An 18,032-nucleotide genomic window follows, 5' to 3' on the forward strand; every position below is an offset into this window, starting at 1 on the left:
TATAAAATATTGAATATCCAAGAGAGCGTCCCTTCAACTTCGGGGGCGTTCTCTTTTTATATAGATACCCTTTTGAAAAGCCGATTGCCCTGAACTTCAGAGTAATCGGCTTTTTTGCATGAAAGGAGATAAAAGTATGTCTAAAGTAATCGCTCTTGCCAATCAGAAAGGCGGCGTCGGCAAAACGACAACAGCGGTCAACCTCGGCATTGGCTTGGCGGCGGAAGGCAAGAAGGTTCTGCTGTTGGACGCAGATGCGCAAGGGAACCTAACGGATTCACTGGGCTTCCATGAACCGGACAGTCTATCCGTTTCACTGGCTACGATGCTGGTGAAGGGTATGACGGAGGAGCCGTATGAACCGAGGGAAGGTATTTTGCACCATCACGAAGGTATCAACCTGATGCCGGGAAACATCGAATTATCGGCAGTCGAAGTGGCACTCGTCAATACGATGAGTAGGGAAACGATTATGCGTTCGTACATCGATTCCGTAAAAGCAGATTACGATTATATCCTGATCGACTGTATGCCGAGCTTGGGCATGATGACGATCAACGCATTGGCAGCAGCGGATAGCGTTATTATCCCGGTACAGGCGCACTACCTGCCCGCCAAAGGCATGACACAGCTTTTGCAGACGGTTGCCCGCGTTCGGCGTCAAATTAATCCGAAGCTGGCTGTGGACGGTGTGCTGCTCACGATGGTAGACAGCCGAACCAATTTCGCCAAAGACATTTCTTTAGTTTTGCGTCGGGATTATGGGGATAAGCTGCGTGTATTCAATACAGAAATCCCCCTGTCCATCCGCGCGGCGGAAACAAGCGCCAAGGGTAAAAGCATTTACGCCCACGATCCGAACGGACAGGTTGCTAAAGCCTACGCTGCACTTACGAAGGAGGTGCAGGATATTGGCAGCGAAAGAAGATCGGCTCGCCAGCATAAAGCTGACCAAAGTCGATGATTTATTCTCGACAGAGGAAAGCCGCAACGATTCGCAACGGGAAAAGGTGATGGATATTCCATTGGCTGAAATTAGTGAATTTCCCGGTCATCCCTTTAAGGTTAGGGCGGATGAAGCGATGTTAGAAATGGCGGATAGTGTCAAGCAGTATGGTGTCCTTGTTCCCGGCTTAGTTCGGCCAAAGGTAGGCGGTGGATACGAGATGGTATCCGGCCATCGTCGAAAGAAGGCAAGTGAATTGGCTGGTATGGAGACAATTCCATGTCTCGTTCGCGAGTTGGATGACGATCAGGCGACTATCATCATGGTGGATAGCAACCTGCAACGGGAGTATATTTCTCCGAGTGAAAAAGCTTTTGCCTACAAAATGAAATTGGAAGCAATGAACAGACAAGGACAACGAACAGATTTAACTCGTTCCCAAGTTGGGAACAAGTCTGCTGCAAAGAAATCAAGCGAGATATTAGCAGAACAGATGGGCGAAAGCAAAAACCAAATATTTAGATACGTTCGCCTAACCGAACTCACTCCTCACATTCTCGAAATGGTAGACGACAAACGGATTGCCTTTAATCCTGCCGTTGAGTTATCTTACTTGGCCGAGAAAGAACAGCAAGCCCTATTCGATACCATGCAGGCAGAGGACTGCACGCCTTCACTTGCACAGGCTCAGCGTATGAAAAAGATGAGTCAAGAAGGCAGGCTGAATACAGATGTCATTTACACCATACTAACGGAGGAAAAGCCGAATCAGAAAGAAAAAATGAGTATTCAGCGAGAACGAATCGACCGCTTTTTCCCACGAGACTTCTCGGAAAAACAAAAGGAAGACCTGATCGTGCAACTGCTGGAAAGCTGGTACAAAAGGCGGCAGAGGGAGCACGAACGGTAATTCCCCCGTTGCCGCCTTGTTCATGCACCCTCTCCCCTGACGGAGAGCTTTTTTTATGCCCATTTTCGGGGAGGAGATCATCAATGGACTTTACGAAAGGAAAACGGCGTCAGTATGAACGTCTGATGAAAGAAAAGCCGGGTTTTGCGCGTAGTAGGCCATCTGAGGAGGAAGAAGCACAACTGCGTAAGCAGGCTCAGGAAGCCGAAGGCTGGCACAAGAAACGTGACCGCAAAAAGAACCGGGAGGGCTGACGATGGAACAAGAGAAACGAATGGCCGGTGACTACGAAGTCTATCAAGCGCTACCCATTGGCAGGGTGGAGGTTGTTTTAGGCATCGACATCACGAATACCGAAAAGCCCTATTTGGTTTGCTATTGCTCGCAGAATAATTTGTTTGGTATCGATCAGTATTACGGTGCAGAAAGATATGCGGATTACCTGGTCGCAATGCAGGAATTTACCAAGCTCTTGCAATGGGAAATCGAGAAACTCCAGACCGAGCGCACTACGATCACGGAGCCGATGCCTCCCATTCAACCCGACCAATGCCTGCCCATCAAAAGTGACGATGATCTCGGCGGCAGAATTGTTGTGACCCGTTTGGATTGGTTGCGGCCGGAATTTCGCACGGCAGACCATCAGTTGATTTGGGTAACGGGAGGTTTCGGGGCTTCGGGGAACTCACGTGGGCGGGCGGTCTATGCGGAAACCCTCTATTCCGGCGATGAATACCGCTATAACCGGGAAGACCTGATGGGGTTCCTGAAGCCGGAGCATACGCCCACATGGGCGGCCGAGAAGCTGGCACAACGACAAGCGGAGCAAGCCCCATCAAAGCCGCGTCCGCGAGGCGAAGCGCGCTAAGAGAAGCGCAAGGTATCTTCTATATAAATGAAAGGAGATCGTGAACGATGCCATGGACGTATCGACACCGCAACACGCTCATCATGGGAGCCATTTCGATCAGCGTGGCGCTTCTGGTAGCAGCGGCCTTGTATATGCTGATCCAGCACACCGACCAGCAGCAAAAGCAGCAACAGATGAAAGAGGAGTATGAGCGGCAGATTCAGCAATTGAAAAAGGAGGAGCAGCAAAACAGCCGAAATGTCTGGACGACTGCAAAAACGATACCGGCAGGCGTCTCGCTCAAAGCGGATGACCTCAAGGCTGTTCCGATGCCCGTCAGTTTGGTTCCGCCGGGCGTAATCACCGACCGGGAAAGCATCATCGGCAAAAACGCCAAGATCGAGCTTGCATCAGGAATGCCGCTACTTTCCTCTTTATTGTACGAAGGACAGCCCATTCCGAAGGATTTGCGCATACAGGAGTTTCAGGTCATTCAGCTTCCCTCTAATCTCAAGCCTAACCAATATATTGACGTTCGCATCGGCTTTCCAACCGGCGAGGACTTTGTTCTTTTATCTAAAAAGAAGGTACAGGAGCTGTCCGGTACGGTTGTGTGGCTGGAACTGAATGAGATGGACATCCTCCAAACGTCCAGCGCAATTATTGATGCGTACTTGCAGGGAGCAAGGCTGTATGCCCTCCCGTACATCGAGCCGGGCTTACAGGAAGCGGCTGTGGTCAACTATCCGGCCAATCAGAAGGTATTGAACCTGATGGCGGTCGATCCCAATCTGCTCGAAACCGCAAAAATCGAACTTGCCCGCGCGTTGCGTCAAACGCTGGATGGCAATTTGAAGGCGGTCAGCGACTCGGACAAACTTCGCGTCACCAGCGGTAGTGTAACCGTGCAGCAGCAGTTACAAAACGAACGGATGACGACGCGGCAGGGCAATGCCATGAGCGAAACACAGCCAGTAGGCACACCGCAGTCTGGAGAATCAGCAGTTTCGACGAATGGTCCACAGCCTAGCGTGAGTGATGCTGCTGGTGCAGCAGCTACGAAATCTCCGAAAAATCAACAGACGCCCCCTCCTGCCGTTTCGCCGTCGCTGCCATCGGGTATGCCTCCTGCAACCGAGGCGCCTCCGGCAAGCGAAGATAAGTGGGAAAACATCTTCAATCAATGAGGAGTGCGGATATGAAAAAAATTGTTTTTATCGGCGTAGCGGACAAGACGCATGCTTTGTTGGTGCTTGGCCGCTTGCTTGTGGCATTGGGGAATAAAGTGCTGTTGGTGGATTCCACCGTCACGCAGTCGATTCGGGGTTATCTGCCGCACGCCTATGCCAATAGCGCCGTTCAGGATTATGAAGGTATGGATGTGGCCTACGGCTATCTCACTCCCGAACAGCTTGAACGAAGCTTAGCACAGGCAGGGACGACACCGGCATACGACATCATGCTGGTGGACACTGACCATACGGAATTTGTTTTCCACCACAACCTGTCCCAGTTTGATAAGCGGGTGTGGTGCTGGGATGGAAGGCGGTTATCGCTGGAGAAAAACGAGGAGCTGATGCTTCGTCTCGGCTTACAGAACACGGAAGAGCCTATCTCGTTTTTCGAGTTGCTCTCCCCTGACATACCGGGAAAGTTGGCAGCGTGGCGAGCCGAAAAGCGGTTGCGGCATATCCAGTTGGAGGATACGGTGTTTCGCTTCCCTTTGGACGAACGCGATGCAGCCGTCGATTTGAACAATCAACACCACGGCCGCATCGACCTTCGCGGGCTGACCGGGGCGTTTCGCGAGATGCTGCTGACGATGCTGGAGCAGCTTGGCGATTGCAACCGCAAGACAGCGCGACGAGCCTGGGCAATCGCCCGTAAACGGGTGCGGGTGTGGTAGAAAGGAGAACGTTTATGGGAGCTACCGTTGTATTTTGGAGTCCTGTATCAGGTCAGGCCGGGACAACGACTAATCTGCTCGCCGCGGCGACGTGCATGGGTTTGGAATATTCGGCGCGATTGCTGTTGCTTGGGCATTTGCTAAGCAGCTACGCCGCTGTCGAACGAGCCTATTATCGACCTGACGGAAGAGAGGACATGCATACCCCGGACACGGGAATTGATGCGCTCTTGCGTCTGCTGAAAAACCGCAAGCTAGAGCCTGCCATGCTGCGTGACTATGCCCATCCGTTACTGCGGGATCGCCTGGATATTTTGCCCGGCTCCATCAAGCAAGAGGATATTTTTATCGAAACGGCAAAGGAATGGCTCACACCGCTGCTTGCGGTTGCCCGCCGCGCTTACGATGTAGTGCTGTTGGATGGGGGGAGTGGCAGCGGGTCGGCTTGGGACGAAATGCTGCGGCAGCAGGCCGACGTATGGGTCGTCTGCTTGCCGCAAAACCGTCTCCTTCTAGAGCGATTTTTTCAATCGGCAGAAGCAGCGATGCTGCAAGGCCGAAGAACGCTGCTCGTGTTCGGACAGTACGACCCTTATTCGACGCTCACTTCTAAAAATCTCATGCGTCAATTCCGTATAGGACCGACCGTGTACCCTGTTGCACATAATACAGGCTGGATGGATGCGGCACAGCATGGCGAAGCGAATCCTTTCTGGTTTCGCAACAGAAAGATAGCAAGCGGTCATGAGAACCACCTGTTCATGCAGCAGGTGCGACGATTGGCGCAGGCTGTGATCGAAAGCGCAGGCGCAAGGCAGCACCTTTTCGGAGGGAAGGAGGGTGACACGCCATGACGGCTATGCTCAATGCCTTCATCCTGATCGCGCTCTTGTTGCTTTCAATCTTCTTCCTTTATTTGCGCCTGAGCCGACGATTGCCGGAACGGACGGACGACACATCGGTATATACGCTGGAAGCGATGACCACTTTCGTAAAAGCAACGCTACACAAGTTAACCAGCAGCAACCTGGCCGACTTCGGTTTGTCGGAGGAAGAATACCGCCGCCGAAAAAGCAAACGGGCGGAGCTGAAAAAGGCGCTGCGGGGCTGCACCTCCGGTGATCTGCGGGACAAGGAATACGTCAAGGAGATCATTGCCGACTTGCTCGCGCAGCGCTATGAGTTGGACGATGCGCATTTGAACCTCCTGCTGCCTTTTCATCAGCCGGAGTCCCTCTCCCCGCAAGACCAGTTTGATATTCTGCTTTACACATATAAAAAGGAAGCCGGGCTTCATGCGCTCGACCGGCTCGTTCAAACCTATGAATGGGATCGGCAAAGACGAAACGAGGAAGGCCAGCTTGAAACATACCGGATTACGGCGGAGGATATTCGAAGCATCTTCGCTCGGGAAGCGCCGCGTTTGACGACGGACGATAAGCTCCAGATTGTCGTCCAGCGGATATATCAGCATTACAAAGGATTCAGCGTCGTGGACGAGCTGCGCGACATGCGTGTGGACGGCGTATCCGGGGGCGTATCCGGTCTGCCGCCGCTCATGTGGGAGGGCGAATGGTCGCTGGAGGAGGACGCACAGCTTCAGTCACTGCCCCGATCACACGACAGCGTATGGCTGTTTTACAAGGGCAAGTCCATTCATCTGAGTTTCTTGTCCTTTGGCTCCGAGCAGGAACTGCGGCGGGTTTGCCAGATCATCTACAAGCACAATTTTCCCGGCCAGTTGTCCGAGGCGAACGGATTTAAGGTCAATGAAATGGCAGATGGCTCTCGCGTCGTCGTGCTGCGCCCCCGATTTTCTGAATCGTGGGCTTTTTTTGTGCGCAAATTCGATGTGCAAAGCGCGACGCTGGAGCAGTTGATTCAGGACGACGGAGCGGAATTGCCGATTGGCCTCATTCGTTATTTGGTGTCGGGAGCGCGCATCACGGCCATTACCGGCGCGCAGGGCAGCGGCAAAACGACGCTGCTTATGGCGATGGTGCGCCATATTCCAGAAGTGCTGCCCATCCGGGTACAGGAAATGAGCTTTGAGCTTCAATTGCGCAAAATTTATCCGGAACGCAACATCGTCAGCCTGCGCGAAACCGAGACGATCTCCGGTCAGCAGGGGCTGGATATCCAGAAGAAGACGGACGGCTCCGTCAATATTTTGGGCGAGGTGGCGACCGATCCGGTTGCCGCTTGGATGGTGCAGATGGCACAGGTCGCTTCCCTGTTCACCTTGTTCACGCATCACGCCAAAACCTTTCGCGATCTTGTGTTGTCTCTGCGCAATTCCTTATTGAAAACAAAGGTGTTTACGAATGAGCGTGTGGCGGAGCAGCAGGTCGTCAGCGTCGTCAACTTCGATATTCATCTTCGTCGCGATCTGGACGGACGGCGCTATATCGAGCGCATTACGGAATGCGTCCCGGCACCGCAGGAAGCCGCTTATCCGGATTCCTTTCGCGGGAAAATGACAAAGGACGAACGAATGGCCGCCTTTATGGAAACGGCGCTCGAATACTTCCGCCGCTCGACGGATCGCCCGCTGTACACGGCCCGAAATCTCGTGGAATACCGCGACGGCCGTTACGTTGCCGTTCATCCGCTGTCCGAGCAAAGTCGCTGCGAGATTGCGGAATACTTGAGCGGACCCGATCAGGCCGTATTTGATGCGTTTCTGGCGTCCCATTGGGGGGATGAGACATGATTCGAGACTGGCTCTCTCCCCTGCTTGGGATCGCAACCGTGCTCTTTCTTGCCGCTGTCGCGGCCTTCTTGTGGCTGTCCCGCCGTGATTCGGAGGTGGCGGCAGTCCGGCGCTATGAAGCGCTGCGCAAGCCGGGGCAAGCACCTCACAAGCAAGCGGTTTACAGCTTCATGCAGCAGTTATACAGCGTTTGCGAGCAGATGCCTGTTTTCCGTGTGTACTTGCAGCATCTTCGCAGGCGGCTGGTCATCCTGCGGCTCGGGGACGAATGGAAGCTGCGGCTGGAGGTGATAAAATCGGCGCTCTTGATGTGGCTTGTCCTGTTTTTGGCCGCGATTCCGCTTGTTTTGGCGGTGCGCGACCCTTACACGCTGGCGATGCTCGGCATTGGTCTTTGGGTCGGCCACGGCATCCTCTCGGATATGGGTGTTTATCGGCTCGAAATGCGGCTGCTGCGACAACTTCGTCTGTTTCTTGGGGATGTGAGACATCATTACCATCGTCACGGGATGGTAGATGAAGCCGTCTATGAATCGGCGGACAGCGCGCCGTATGAAATGGCGCTGCACGGGCAAGAGCTGTACGACATGCTGACGGACAGCGACGCCGAAGTTAAACTGGCGCAATATGTGGAGCATGCCCCGAATCGTTATTTGCAGGGCCTTGCGGGATTGTCATATCTCATCAAGGAGCATGGCGATCAGCAAACGGAAAGCGGTTCGGTCTACCTCAAGGGACTGGAAAAGCTGTCCATCGAGCTGAATCTGGAATTGCTGCGTCGCGAGCGTCTCAGCTTCTTATTACAGGGGCTGACCGTTATCGCGCTGCTGCCGCTGCTATTTACCCGTCCGATTGAAGCCTGGGCTAGCCACTTTTTTCCGGCAATGGACACGTTCTACGCCAGCGCTTTCGGTTGGGCCGCCAAACTCTGTCTGCTTGTCGTCGTGTGGCTATGCTACGTGCTGCTGCGCAACCTGTCGGAGCTGGATGCGACAGCAAGGCCCACCAGCCGAAAAAGATGGGAGCAACGGGTTTATGGCTGGCCGTGGATGCGCTGGCTGGCCCACCGGCTGGGGCCGGTTCCCGGCTCGCGAGAAGCGGAACGGATAACCCGGCTGCTCAAGGATACAGCCTCTCCCTTACGTCTCGAATGGTTTTACGTGCAGCGGATCGTGGCCGGGTTCGCAGCCTTTTTGGCGGTGCTGGGCTTATTCGTGTCCTTGCATGCAGCGGAGCGGCATCAGGTGCTGTATTCACCTGTGAAGCCGGGAACACTTTTCGAGCAGTTGTCCCCGGAGGAGGAAACGAAGGCACGGGAAGCCGCCGCGCTGGATCGCAGGATGCTCGATCAATTAAAGGAGGTGAGGCCGCGAAGCGAAAATAGCGTCATCAGCCTGCTGCGCAAGGACCCGGCTGCACAGGTCAAGGAGGATCAGCTTCGAGAGGCGGCGCGGCGCATCCTGGGCAAGCTGGAGAAGCTGAATAAGCCTTTTCTGGCGTGGTGGGAAGCGTTTTTGGCTTTCGCCGCAGGATGGGGCGGGTACACGCTGCCAGTTGGTATTCGGCTGTTCCAGCGGCGTATGCGGCAGATGGAGATGAAACACGAGGTGGATCAGTTGCAGGCCGTGATTGCCATGCTCGCCGGGATGGATCGGATGTCGGTTGAACAGCTTCTGTTATGGATGGAGCAGTTCGCGCAGGTCTTCAAGGAGCCACTGCAAGCCTGCCTTCTTCACTTTGAACAGGGTGAGGAGCAGGCGCTTGCGCAGCTCAAAGAAGATGCACCGTTTCTACCTTTTGTTCGGATCGTGGAAAAGCTGGAAATGGCTTCGCAGCATTTGACGATCCGGCAGGCATTCGACGATCTCGAAGCAGAGCAGACGTTTGCGCGGGAGCAGCGCAAGCAGGAGTATGAACAGTTAATTGAACAAAAGGCAGGCTGGGGACGCTGGATCGGGTTTGCCCCCTTGATGACGTTGATATTCGGGTATTTGGTCATTCCGCTTGTCGTCGTCAGCCTACATCAGATGACCGTGTACTACGATCAGCTTCAACGCATCCAGTAACCCATATAGACGCTTTCCTTCATCAGCGGGAAGGCGTTTTTTTTATCCCCCCAATCAAAGGAGAGAATTGTACATGTCCAATGCGCAGAAGGCACTTGTCATGGCAGCAGGAATTTTCCTTGCCATCGCACTCATTACACTGGCTGTCGTGCTGTTTATTTCCGCCCAGGATTCGACCAAGGCGGCTCAAAGCAATTTCAGCAATATCCAGACGGAGCTTTCACAAACGGCGTTTACGGTGTATGACAATACGACGCTTTCAGGCAGTCAGGTTGTCAACGCGCTTCGCAAGTTCCGCGATCAGGACCAATTTGGCATCCAGATCGTTACCGGCAAAAACCCGACCGGTCAGTGGTACGGCAAGGTTGTCAATACCGGTGTGCCTCTAGATAGCGTCACCTACGGCGCAATCGTCGGAGCCGCACCCGGCCAGATTAGCCAGACCGTAGACGAAGCGGACATCAACTACGTTAATCCAAGCGGCAAGTTCCGCAGCACGCTGGTGCTGGACAGCAGCAATGTCATTCGCGGCATCATCTTCCGGCAGCAATAAGGTCGGATGAAGTTACGAAAGCGTCCGGCCCAGGTTGGACGCTTTCGTCATGAAGGAGGTGTAACGCATGAACTATGCGCCTAGAACGATGCTGGAGATGAGCGCAGCATTGCTCGTTTTCCTCATGGCCGCAGGAAGCGGTCTGATTTTGTTTCAGACCGGTGCCTCACTCAATTCGCTCGCCTATGTAACCGGCCAATCGCAGGATCGCAACTTGCAGCAAATCGCTGTACCGCTCTCGGGCGACGGTTCGGTATCAGGTGCGGAAGTGCTGCAAGCTATCGCTCGCCTAGATGAAGGAGATGCGGAAATGGTGGTAGACGGCATTCGATTCGCGCCGCCGCTGGAACGGGAGAAGCTTTCGTCCGCAGGCATACGTCTGAAGGGGCGATATCAGCCCGCCTATGAGCGGGACGCTTCCGGTCACTTGCAGCGCCTGACACTAAGGAGCCTGCCATGAACAGTTTGATCAAAATTTTCGCCGTATTGATCGCTATTCTGCTGCTCTACCTCTACCCGCTCTCTGCCGCCTTTGACCAGCAGGACGATATTTCGGAACTGGTTGCCTTGCGCGCGACGACAGCCTTTGTTGATGCGGTTCGGGACAAAGGCGGCATCACGCCAACGATGTATAACGAATTCATGACCGCGCTTGCGGCGACCGGCAATAGCTTTGACGTTCAGATGGAGCATGACAGCAAGAAGTATGTACCGGTTTACGACGATCCGACACGGCCCGAAACCTTTAAGGGCAACTACGAGGTACAGTACGATGCGTTTTTCAATGAGCAGATCCTACCGGTGCTGTTTCCCAACAATCGGGAAGCAAAGGATGACCCAAGCCGTCGTTATCGGATGCGCGCGGGTGACAGCTTCTCGGTGATTGTGCTCAATACGAACCGAACGGCAGGCACGCTGCTCTTCGATTTTCTGAATAATACCATCAGCCCAAATGAAAAAATCGTGATTCCGTATGGCGGGGTGGTGCGCAATGAAATGGATTGAATGGGCAATCGTCGGTGCGCTGTTGTTTCTCCCCCTCGCGATAGTCAACCGGAATGAGACAGATACCCTGCGACGGACGGTGCTGACAGAGATGAGATACGACGCTGCGCTGGATGCCGCGGTGGACGACGCCGCGAGGTTGCTTGTCGTTAACGCAAGCCAGCAGCAGGAAGCGCAATATGCCTCGGCCAAACATGTCGCGCTGAACAAGGAAGAAGCACTAGCGGCGTTCTACCGGACGCTGGACGCAGGCTTCGGCGCTGGGGATGATCCGGTGTCGCAAGGTGTCCTGCATCGCTACATTCCGGCTATCGTGATCATCGGGTACGACGGCTTTTACGTCTATTCCGAGCAAGAATGGACGGGGACTGACGGAAAAACCGTCATGAAACCGGCTTGGGGAACGAAGAAGCCTTATGCGTATTCCGATTTGGCGGGTAACAGCCTTTCCTTTACGCTCGACCAGCAGGTACTCGCTTACGATGCGGTCAGCCGAAGCTGGCATGAGGGCTTGCGTCAGGACATTCGGCAGCAAGCGACGATTCCGCTTTTGCAGGATGCTGCGCTCTTCGAGCAGGTACGACGAAGCACGATTGTCCGGGCGATCCAGGACGAGTTGGCCTACCGGATCAATCGATATAACGAAACGGTCTCTCGAAATGGCCTGTCCTACACGTTCACCCTGCCTCTGATCTCTGATGAGGACTGGCACAATACGGTGGATGATGTGGGCGTTTTGGCTTTTGTACAAGGTATCCCGATGGGAGCAAAGGTGTACAACAGCTATGCGCTTGGCGGGAGCCGCATCGTGAAACGTCCAACGATCATCGGGGCCAGGAAAGGCAGTATGAAGGTGTACTACCGCAGTTCCTGCGGTTACACCTATCCGGCCGAAGAAACGTTTGCCAGCGGGCAAGCAGCCGCGCGCAAGGGATATATGCCCCTGCCTTGCCTCGGTTCGGCCTTCTAGCAGGAACGTAGCCTATTCGCTCATGTGAGCGATGGCAAGCGGAATAGAAGTAAAGGAGTTCATCAATCATGTGGATTCGACTGTTGCTGGCGGCAATCGTTTTTTGTATAGCCGCCGGATTTACAAACCCTATGGATGGGCAGCAACTGGTCATCAGCGGGGATTCCGACCGGATCAATCCGGAGTTGGGCGCTTATGTCGAGGATATAGTACCCGGCGATAAGCGCGAGTACACGGTTCACGTCACGAATCCCACAGATGAGGAAATAACAGCGCTGCTCTATGCGGCCGATGCCATGCCCGCATTGGGCGGCGGTAAGGATTTTACTTTACCGAGCGATCCCGATACCGGTTCGGCTGCATGGTACAGGGCGCCGGATCGCAGTATAACCCTCAAGGCTGGCGAGACGCAAAGCTTTACAATGGAAATGCAGATACCTGATAGTGTGGAGCCGGGCCAGCACGTGTCCGTCATCGGCGTCTACGATCAAAGTATGAGGGAATCGGCGGCACGTAAAATCGGGCTGCAGGTCGTCCTCAACTACAAGTTGGACGAAGCGAAGCCTCCTGAGGCTGTCCCGCACGCAGCCGTATACACGCTGGAGAACGGAAAAGCGAGCCTGACGATTTTGCTGGTCAATGAAGGCGAAAGCTTGTCCGAACCGGAGATCGAGGTGCAGCTCAAACAGCAGGACGATGTCAGCGAGCTTTTGTTTGAAAGGAAATCAACGGTTGATTCCATTTATGCAGGCACGGTCGCACAGTACATGGCGGAGCTAAACAGGCCGCTTTCTCCCGGTTCTTACATGGTGGAAGTGAAGACTACGCTGGGTAACCGTACAGAACAGAAGGAATTCCCTTTTGAAGTAACGGACGGTCGGACTATGCCATCAGGAACCGTGATTCAGGCTACTGGGGACGGTTCTCCGCTTCATGAAGGTTCATTTGGACTGCGCCCATCCTGCGTCTACGGGAGCTTGCTGCTGATTCTTGTCATCGTCGTTGTTGTTATAAGAAGAAGGGCTTCACGCACGGAATAACGAGCGGCTCCTGGTTCCTGCTGAGGAGAGGCTACCGGACAGTGGACAGGCAACAGAATCGGCACTATGATGTAGGCAACAGAAAGTTTTTCCAGTTTCGCACATTTTCTTTAGGGAGTGAGGCATTTGAAAAGAAGGTTAGTATCCCTCCTCATTGTGACACTTTTCGGAAGTATATTCAGTTTGACGGCAAGCGCAGCCAGTAAACCGCCAACCTTTGTCAGCGTCGTCATGGACGGCCAAAAAATCTGGTTTCCAGACGCGCAGGCGTTTATTGATGAGAACGGGCGAACACTCGTCCCGGTACGCTTTGTCGCCGAATCGCTCGGAGCGAAAGTCGGCTGGGAATCGAAAACACAAACGGTTCCGATTACGAGTGACGATCAATCTATCGTTCTGACGATTGACCAAAATGTTGTGCAGGTAGATGGCAAAGCGGTCACTTTGGATACGAAAGCCATCCTGAGCGGCGGTCGAACGTTTGTGCCGCTCCGTTTCGTCAGCGAGGTATTGGGTGCGAAGGTGGATTGGGACAATCCGACAGACACCGTGTTTATCAAGACCAGCGAAGATAGCACGGCGCAGACCGACCAATGGGGGCGCTTGATACGCACGACCGACTTACCGAAGAATGCGAGCGATTATCCATACATTCTTGCGGACGTTCCGAACGAAATGTACGAGATGGGCTATCCATTTTCGCATCCAACAGACAGCAAAGTTTCATCCGTCCTCTATTCGACGAAGCCGGAATTCAACAAGAAGAACGTGGATATTTGGATGGGAAGACTGAAAGCATTCGGTGCGCTTTGGCTGAATGTAAATTACAACACGATTGATGACGCGTGGGCGCAGGCGGTTTTTGCTACCAAAATGCAAAACTCTGATGCCGAACTGAAGCATATTCGCCGCTACGCAGAATGGGTCAAAGAGAACCAAATCCAGATGGAAGGCTATCTTGATCCCGAGCCATCCATGATTTATAAAGATGGGTTTGGCAACAACTTTGTGCGATCCAAGTTCAGGATTAAATTCGTCTCGTACAAGGCAAGCAATGACTTGCTTTACGATGAGTGGTTCCCGAAAAAACAAACGTTTGAGAAAGGTGTTTGGTACGAAGGCTACGCCGATATTTCTCTATCCACTAATGTAGGCGGCGATTGGGGAAGTACGTTGAAGGTCGATCCGAATGCAAGCTTGTTCCGCAATCATATCATTAGAAAGGCGGACTCGAACTAGATGCGCAAACCTAAATTCATACGAATCACGTTGAGCATGCTGCTGGCATGCTCTTTTTTATTGTCGTGCTTTCCGTTTCTTACGAATGCCGCGACACCGGCTGTCCGGGTAGATGAGGGTAAGATCAAATTTGAAATCACCAGCACAGCAGCAACCTCGTCCATCCGCTACAGAACGGTAGGTTGGACGGTGCGTCGTGACCAACTCTGCACGAATACATCATCTAAACAGTGCAGTGATCCGCGTAACGGCAGTCACGCATCATTTGTCAATCAACAGGTGCGTCAAGTCGCGCAAAATCCGAACCCCCCAATTCCCGGAGAGCCGGTCACGACCTACTACGAAGTCAGTGAAGATTTAGTAACGGACGGCATGTGGCAAGCAGGCATGGGAGACATCAAGGACAACGACGACCTGTACTTGTACGCAATTATGGTATCCGTCGATGGCAATGGAAACGTGCGCAAAGGCCCATTTTACACGTTAGAAGGAATCAAGAACGCTGAACCTTGGGCGCACCCGGATGATCTCGATGATTACTTTGGGATTCACGTCCCCTATCGCAGCGCGAATTTTCCTGTCGATGTCGTTGCGAAAACCGTGGGAGGAACGATCCTCAAGCAGTCTGAGGTCACGTTCCATAAGGGCGACTACAAAGTCGGCGAGACGATCAACCACGAGTTTCCTGCGACGATTGAGGATAACGGGAAAACGTACAGTATTGTCCGCTCCTACCTATCGCCGAAGAAGGACCTAACGCAGAAAAGCTGGTTGCAGGAAAATCCGGATACGAATCCGAAGGTGCGAACGCGAAGCTTCACGGTTGCGCTTGGCGGAACGGAAGTGATTGCCGAATACGCTGAAAATAACCCGGTAAAGGCGATCTATCAAAAGGAAGATGGTACGAAACTCAAGGAAGTCGACAAAGGCGTCTACGAGACTGGAGAGGAAGTGAACTATACGTTTGATCCGCAGCTCACATCTGGCGGCCAGACATATGAAATTGTTCGAACTTATATCACAAACAACAAGAAGCTGGATGAGAAGCTATTCATACAAGAAAAAGGCGACGCGAAGCTGCTCGAACGCTCCATCTTGGTTGGCTCTGGCGGCTCCAACTTCGTCGGCATCTATAAAATTCCTTCCCCGATTACCGTGACCTCTCGTATTGAGGCGCCAGATCACGTCGATGCTTCCGTCACCTCTGTGGATGGAAATTTTGTATTTGAAGCGAAGTCACCCGTGCCGCTCAAAACGTATGAGATCACAAAAATAGAGAACGCAACATTCGTTACGCCTAGCGATAAGTCTGGCTCACTCAGCGGGCTGACGGCAAGTAAATCGCTGCCGATCAAAATTCCATTCACATCCGGCTCCAGTATTACCGTCAAAATCACGGTCGTCGTAAAAGATGCTAATGGTAACAGCGGAGATTCCACCTCGGATCACACCGTACGCAAAGGCGACAATGACGGCGGCGATACCTCGTTACCTGGCACGAGCCAGCAAGTCGAGGCGATGGATGCCACGGCATCGGCGATCATAAAGGCGGATTCTCGTGGCGCAGAACGCTTTGACGTTTTGAAGGGAATACCGACCTCAGAAAGCCTTTATGTTAACGCGAGCGCCAAAGTGTATTTGTATCGCAACACGTTCACAGAAGTGAAAGGCTCGAAATCGTATCCGATTACAGTCAGCCGCACCTATACGCTGAGCTGGACAGAATATGTTCCCGGCCCGCCGGATAGCGAAGGTCATTCGACCACGGTTCCGGTATCCCGATCCGACACGCAAACGGTCACCCAAAGCTACAGTGTGGAACGAAAGTACAGCTATTGGCTGGCAGACCGTTTGGAAGTGTACGGCTTACAGAAGGCGACAGTCGCTAACTATGCCCTGCCCTCCGGTTCGGTGATGCTGCAAGCAAACGGGTATTCCGCACCGTCTGTTTCCGCTACCCATGATGCAGCGGTCTCGTCCCATATTACGGACCCGGTGTATCGCAACGTTGTGCTTTCCGGTCAAGCGGTTTACGGCGGCTCCAGTAGACCTTCGCTTCCAAGCGAGAACTGGAAGTCAGAGGCTGAAAATGCGGTCGGGAAAATCAAGGTCAAGAATGACACGGTCGTCTTTAATGGACAAACGATCATGGACAATCGGACGGTGGAGGAAACGGCTCCTGCTCCGGGGGCGATTCCTGCATCTCCCATGATCGGTCAGGATGTTTTATATGGTTCGGGATTTGTCATCGATGCGACTAAAACGAACAAGGGGAGCCAGCCAAGCACGGGGACGATTTATTATACGCTGGTCAAGGGCATCGGAGGCGGGTCGAACCAAAGCTTCCCGATCAGCGGTATCAATCCGGTGACGGTGCATACCCCCGTCGTCAATCTGGCGTCTGTAGCCGACGATCAGGCGCATAATCAGAAAACGGTGCCGACAGCCGATCGTTCGGCGCTTATTCTGGATCGCCCCTTTACCGTGACGATTCCTACCAGCGGGCCGCACCGGGACATTACCGGCTACGGCAATCGAGACTATGCCAAATATGTGCGAGACAAGCAGGTAAGGTTCCCATTCGATGTATACAAGGCTGACCACGGAACGTTGATTCCGAAGGACACCTGGACTTCGATTCCTGTCGGCCAGCTTACAACCACTTTTTACATGCCCGTTTGGGTAGATGAGGGAAATTATGATGTACTGTTCCGCACGTTTGCCGAAAACAGTCCGGTTTCATTCACATCACAAAGTAATGCCAATTTGGACTTAACTAATCATGTGGTGACGCAAGTTGTGGCGGTTGAGGTTATTGGCCGTCTGTTCGACTTCCGAATTACCGATATTTCCGACTACCAGTGGGAAAAGGTGTTCAGAACGGCGGCAGGCAGTGCGACGCCGACCGGAAATAGCTATTGGGTTGGCACAAAAGGGATCGACGGCGCGGCGCGCGGCAATACGGCCCCTTACGTGCTGCCGATTCGGCCCGGCAGTCACCCGGAGAGCGGAAAGAAAAATGTTGTCGTAAAAACAGGCTATCACTTCAAATTTGAGGTCAAAACGCTCGGCAACATGTTCAGCGCGGGCGATGGCGTGAAGATTACGCCGACTTTTTACTTCGTTGACAAGCAGGGCAAAAACCGGCAACAGGTGGACTTGTACTATCATTCGGGAAACAAGCGGTTTATTCGGATCGGCTCCACAGAAGATACCGAGCGGCGGTTGGTGACGCTCGACACCCGCCTGCGCAATGTGTCGCAGCAGGAGCTAACCAACACAGCCAGTTCACTGTGGAAGCTGAATGGTTCCTCTGGCACTCAGACGTCGTATGTACAGCAGGTTTTGAAGGAAGCGGCGCAAAAGCGGATTTACGTCGGTGGCTACGACGGCATGCTGCTTCCTTCGCAGCTTCGGACGTTTATCGGCAGCATGCAGGTGCCGTCTGGCATTGATACTGCGCGGGCCAATGCCTCGGTGCAGCGCTGGTTTGGTGAGTATAGCCTTCCGGCTGCTCCCTATGCAGTGCCAGTAGGCTTCAATCTGGCCGAGTACGGACGTACCCACCGGCTGGACGACAATGCGCCGATCTTCCTGCGTGACGGCTATATTGTAGTCAATTTTAACATCGAAACCATTCGCAATAAGGACATTGCTCACCCGCATTTGCAGTATAAAAATGCGCCGCTGGACAACCAGTGGCAGATGGAAGGTTTTCAGCGCAGTTTTGTCGATCCTTACGGGGGGATGTTCTCTTTGCTAGACGGGGACGTTGTGTTTTATCACGCCGACTTGTCTAGCTACGACGATTTTGGTACGGGCGGCACCCATTAA

The 18,032-nt window shown here is 53.4% G+C and carries 16 protein-coding genes; all 16 read left to right on the forward strand.

Translation table 11 applies throughout. The features are described from left to right. The first annotated feature begins 136 nt into the window (after positions 1–136). The 16 genes from LKX83_RS03685 to LKX83_RS03760 all read left to right on the forward strand — a co-directional run bounded on the left by LKX83_RS03685 (position 137) and on the right by LKX83_RS03760 (position 18,032). Positions 137–964 carry a ParA family protein gene (locus tag LKX83_RS03685; RefSeq protein ID WP_227880833.1) on the forward strand — a complete coding sequence of 276 codons (828 nt, stop codon included), beginning with the start codon at positions 137–139 and terminating at the stop codon, positions 962–964. Next, on the forward strand, positions 912–1,856 hold the full coding sequence (locus tag LKX83_RS03690; RefSeq protein WP_227880834.1) for a ParB/RepB/Spo0J family partition protein: 945 nt from the start codon (positions 912–914) through the stop codon (positions 1,854–1,856). The genes LKX83_RS03685 and LKX83_RS03690 overlap by 53 nt, the downstream gene beginning before the upstream one ends. Before the next feature lie 83 nt (positions 1,857–1,939). Beyond that, entirely contained in the window at positions 1,940–2,110 is a 171-nt protein-coding gene (locus LKX83_RS03695) for a hypothetical protein (protein WP_021877785.1), read from the forward strand. A gap of 2 nt (positions 2,111–2,112) precedes the next feature. Continuing rightward, positions 2,113–2,724 carry a hypothetical protein gene (locus LKX83_RS03700; protein ID WP_227880835.1) on the forward strand — a complete coding sequence of 204 codons (612 nt, stop codon included), beginning with the start codon at positions 2,113–2,115 and terminating at the stop codon, positions 2,722–2,724. Between the two features lie 47 nt (positions 2,725–2,771). After that, on the forward strand, positions 2,772–3,893 hold the full coding sequence (locus LKX83_RS03705; RefSeq protein ID WP_227880836.1) for an SAF domain-containing protein: 1,122 nt from the start codon (positions 2,772–2,774) through the stop codon (positions 3,891–3,893). Positions 3,894–3,904: 11 nt separating this feature from the next. After that, positions 3,905–4,612: a hypothetical protein gene (locus tag LKX83_RS03710; RefSeq protein WP_227880837.1), complete on the forward strand. Its 708-nt coding sequence runs from the start codon at positions 3,905–3,907 to the stop codon at positions 4,610–4,612. A 14-nt stretch (positions 4,613–4,626) separates the two neighbouring features. After that, complete coding sequence (locus tag LKX83_RS03715) at positions 4,627–5,466, forward strand: hypothetical protein (protein WP_227880838.1); 840 nt, start codon at positions 4,627–4,629, stop codon at positions 5,464–5,466. Continuing rightward, complete coding sequence (locus tag LKX83_RS03720) at positions 5,463–7,325, forward strand: pilus assembly protein CpaF (protein ID WP_227880839.1); 1,863 nt, start codon at positions 5,463–5,465, stop codon at positions 7,323–7,325. Before LKX83_RS03715 ends, LKX83_RS03720 begins: the two co-directional genes overlap by 4 nt. Next, on the forward strand, positions 7,322–9,391 hold the full coding sequence (locus LKX83_RS03725; protein WP_227880840.1) for a hypothetical protein: 2,070 nt from the start codon (positions 7,322–7,324) through the stop codon (positions 9,389–9,391). The genes LKX83_RS03720 and LKX83_RS03725 overlap by 4 nt, the downstream gene beginning before the upstream one ends. Before the next feature lie 73 nt (positions 9,392–9,464). Continuing rightward, entirely contained in the window at positions 9,465–9,944 is a 480-nt protein-coding gene (locus tag LKX83_RS03730) for a hypothetical protein (protein ID WP_028598712.1), read from the forward strand. A 67-nt stretch (positions 9,945–10,011) separates the two neighbouring features. After that, positions 10,012–10,404, forward strand: a complete 393-nt coding sequence (locus LKX83_RS03735) for a hypothetical protein (protein ID WP_227880841.1) — start codon at positions 10,012–10,014, stop codon at positions 10,402–10,404. Beyond that, positions 10,401–10,949 (forward strand): hypothetical protein, encoded by a 549-nt coding sequence (locus LKX83_RS03740; protein WP_227880842.1) that lies wholly within the window; start codon positions 10,401–10,403, stop codon positions 10,947–10,949. The genes LKX83_RS03735 and LKX83_RS03740 overlap by 4 nt, the downstream gene beginning before the upstream one ends. After that, positions 10,936–11,919: a hypothetical protein gene (locus LKX83_RS03745; RefSeq protein ID WP_227880843.1), complete on the forward strand. Its 984-nt coding sequence runs from the start codon at positions 10,936–10,938 to the stop codon at positions 11,917–11,919. Before LKX83_RS03740 ends, LKX83_RS03745 begins: the two co-directional genes overlap by 14 nt. A 68-nt stretch (positions 11,920–11,987) precedes the next feature. Continuing rightward, positions 11,988–12,959 carry a DUF916 domain-containing protein gene (locus LKX83_RS03750; protein WP_227880844.1) on the forward strand — a complete coding sequence of 324 codons (972 nt, stop codon included), beginning with the start codon at positions 11,988–11,990 and terminating at the stop codon, positions 12,957–12,959. A 126-nt stretch (positions 12,960–13,085) separates the two neighbouring features. Continuing rightward, positions 13,086–14,198 carry a copper amine oxidase N-terminal domain-containing protein gene (locus LKX83_RS03755; RefSeq protein WP_227880845.1) on the forward strand — a complete coding sequence of 371 codons (1,113 nt, stop codon included), beginning with the start codon at positions 13,086–13,088 and terminating at the stop codon, positions 14,196–14,198. Continuing rightward, positions 14,199–18,032 carry a DUF5704 domain-containing protein gene (locus LKX83_RS03760; protein WP_227880846.1) on the forward strand — a complete coding sequence of 1,278 codons (3,834 nt, stop codon included), beginning with the start codon at positions 14,199–14,201 and terminating at the stop codon, positions 18,030–18,032.

This window comes from Cohnella baijiui (genome assembly GCF_020731285.1).
Taxonomy (GTDB): domain Bacteria; phylum Bacillota; class Bacilli; order Paenibacillales; family Paenibacillaceae; genus Cohnella.

Coding starts and splice junctions, on each gene's coding strand:
- LKX83_RS03725 (WP_227880840.1), top strand. CDS start 7,322: ATGATTCGAGACTGGCTCTCTCCCCTGCTTGGGATCGCAACCGTGCTC.
- LKX83_RS03720 (WP_227880839.1), top strand. CDS start 5,463: ATGACGGCTATGCTCAATGCCTTCATCCTGATCGCGCTCTTGTTGCTT.
- LKX83_RS03685 (WP_227880833.1), top strand. CDS start 137: ATGTCTAAAGTAATCGCTCTTGCCAATCAGAAAGGCGGCGTCGGCAAA.
- LKX83_RS03700 (WP_227880835.1), top strand. CDS start 2,113: ATGGAACAAGAGAAACGAATGGCCGGTGACTACGAAGTCTATCAAGCG.
- LKX83_RS03735 (WP_227880841.1), top strand. CDS start 10,012: ATGAACTATGCGCCTAGAACGATGCTGGAGATGAGCGCAGCATTGCTC.
- LKX83_RS03705 (WP_227880836.1), top strand. CDS start 2,772: ATGCCATGGACGTATCGACACCGCAACACGCTCATCATGGGAGCCATT.
- LKX83_RS03745 (WP_227880843.1), top strand. CDS start 10,936: ATGAAATGGATTGAATGGGCAATCGTCGGTGCGCTGTTGTTTCTCCCC.
- LKX83_RS03695 (WP_021877785.1), top strand. CDS start 1,940: ATGGACTTTACGAAAGGAAAACGGCGTCAGTATGAACGTCTGATGAAA.
- LKX83_RS03760 (WP_227880846.1), top strand. CDS start 14,199: ATGCGCAAACCTAAATTCATACGAATCACGTTGAGCATGCTGCTGGCA.
- LKX83_RS03750 (WP_227880844.1), top strand. CDS start 11,988: ATGTGGATTCGACTGTTGCTGGCGGCAATCGTTTTTTGTATAGCCGCC.
- LKX83_RS03710 (WP_227880837.1), top strand. CDS start 3,905: ATGAAAAAAATTGTTTTTATCGGCGTAGCGGACAAGACGCATGCTTTG.
- LKX83_RS03730 (WP_028598712.1), top strand. CDS start 9,465: ATGTCCAATGCGCAGAAGGCACTTGTCATGGCAGCAGGAATTTTCCTT.
- LKX83_RS03715 (WP_227880838.1), top strand. CDS start 4,627: ATGGGAGCTACCGTTGTATTTTGGAGTCCTGTATCAGGTCAGGCCGGG.
- LKX83_RS03740 (WP_227880842.1), top strand. CDS start 10,401: ATGAACAGTTTGATCAAAATTTTCGCCGTATTGATCGCTATTCTGCTG.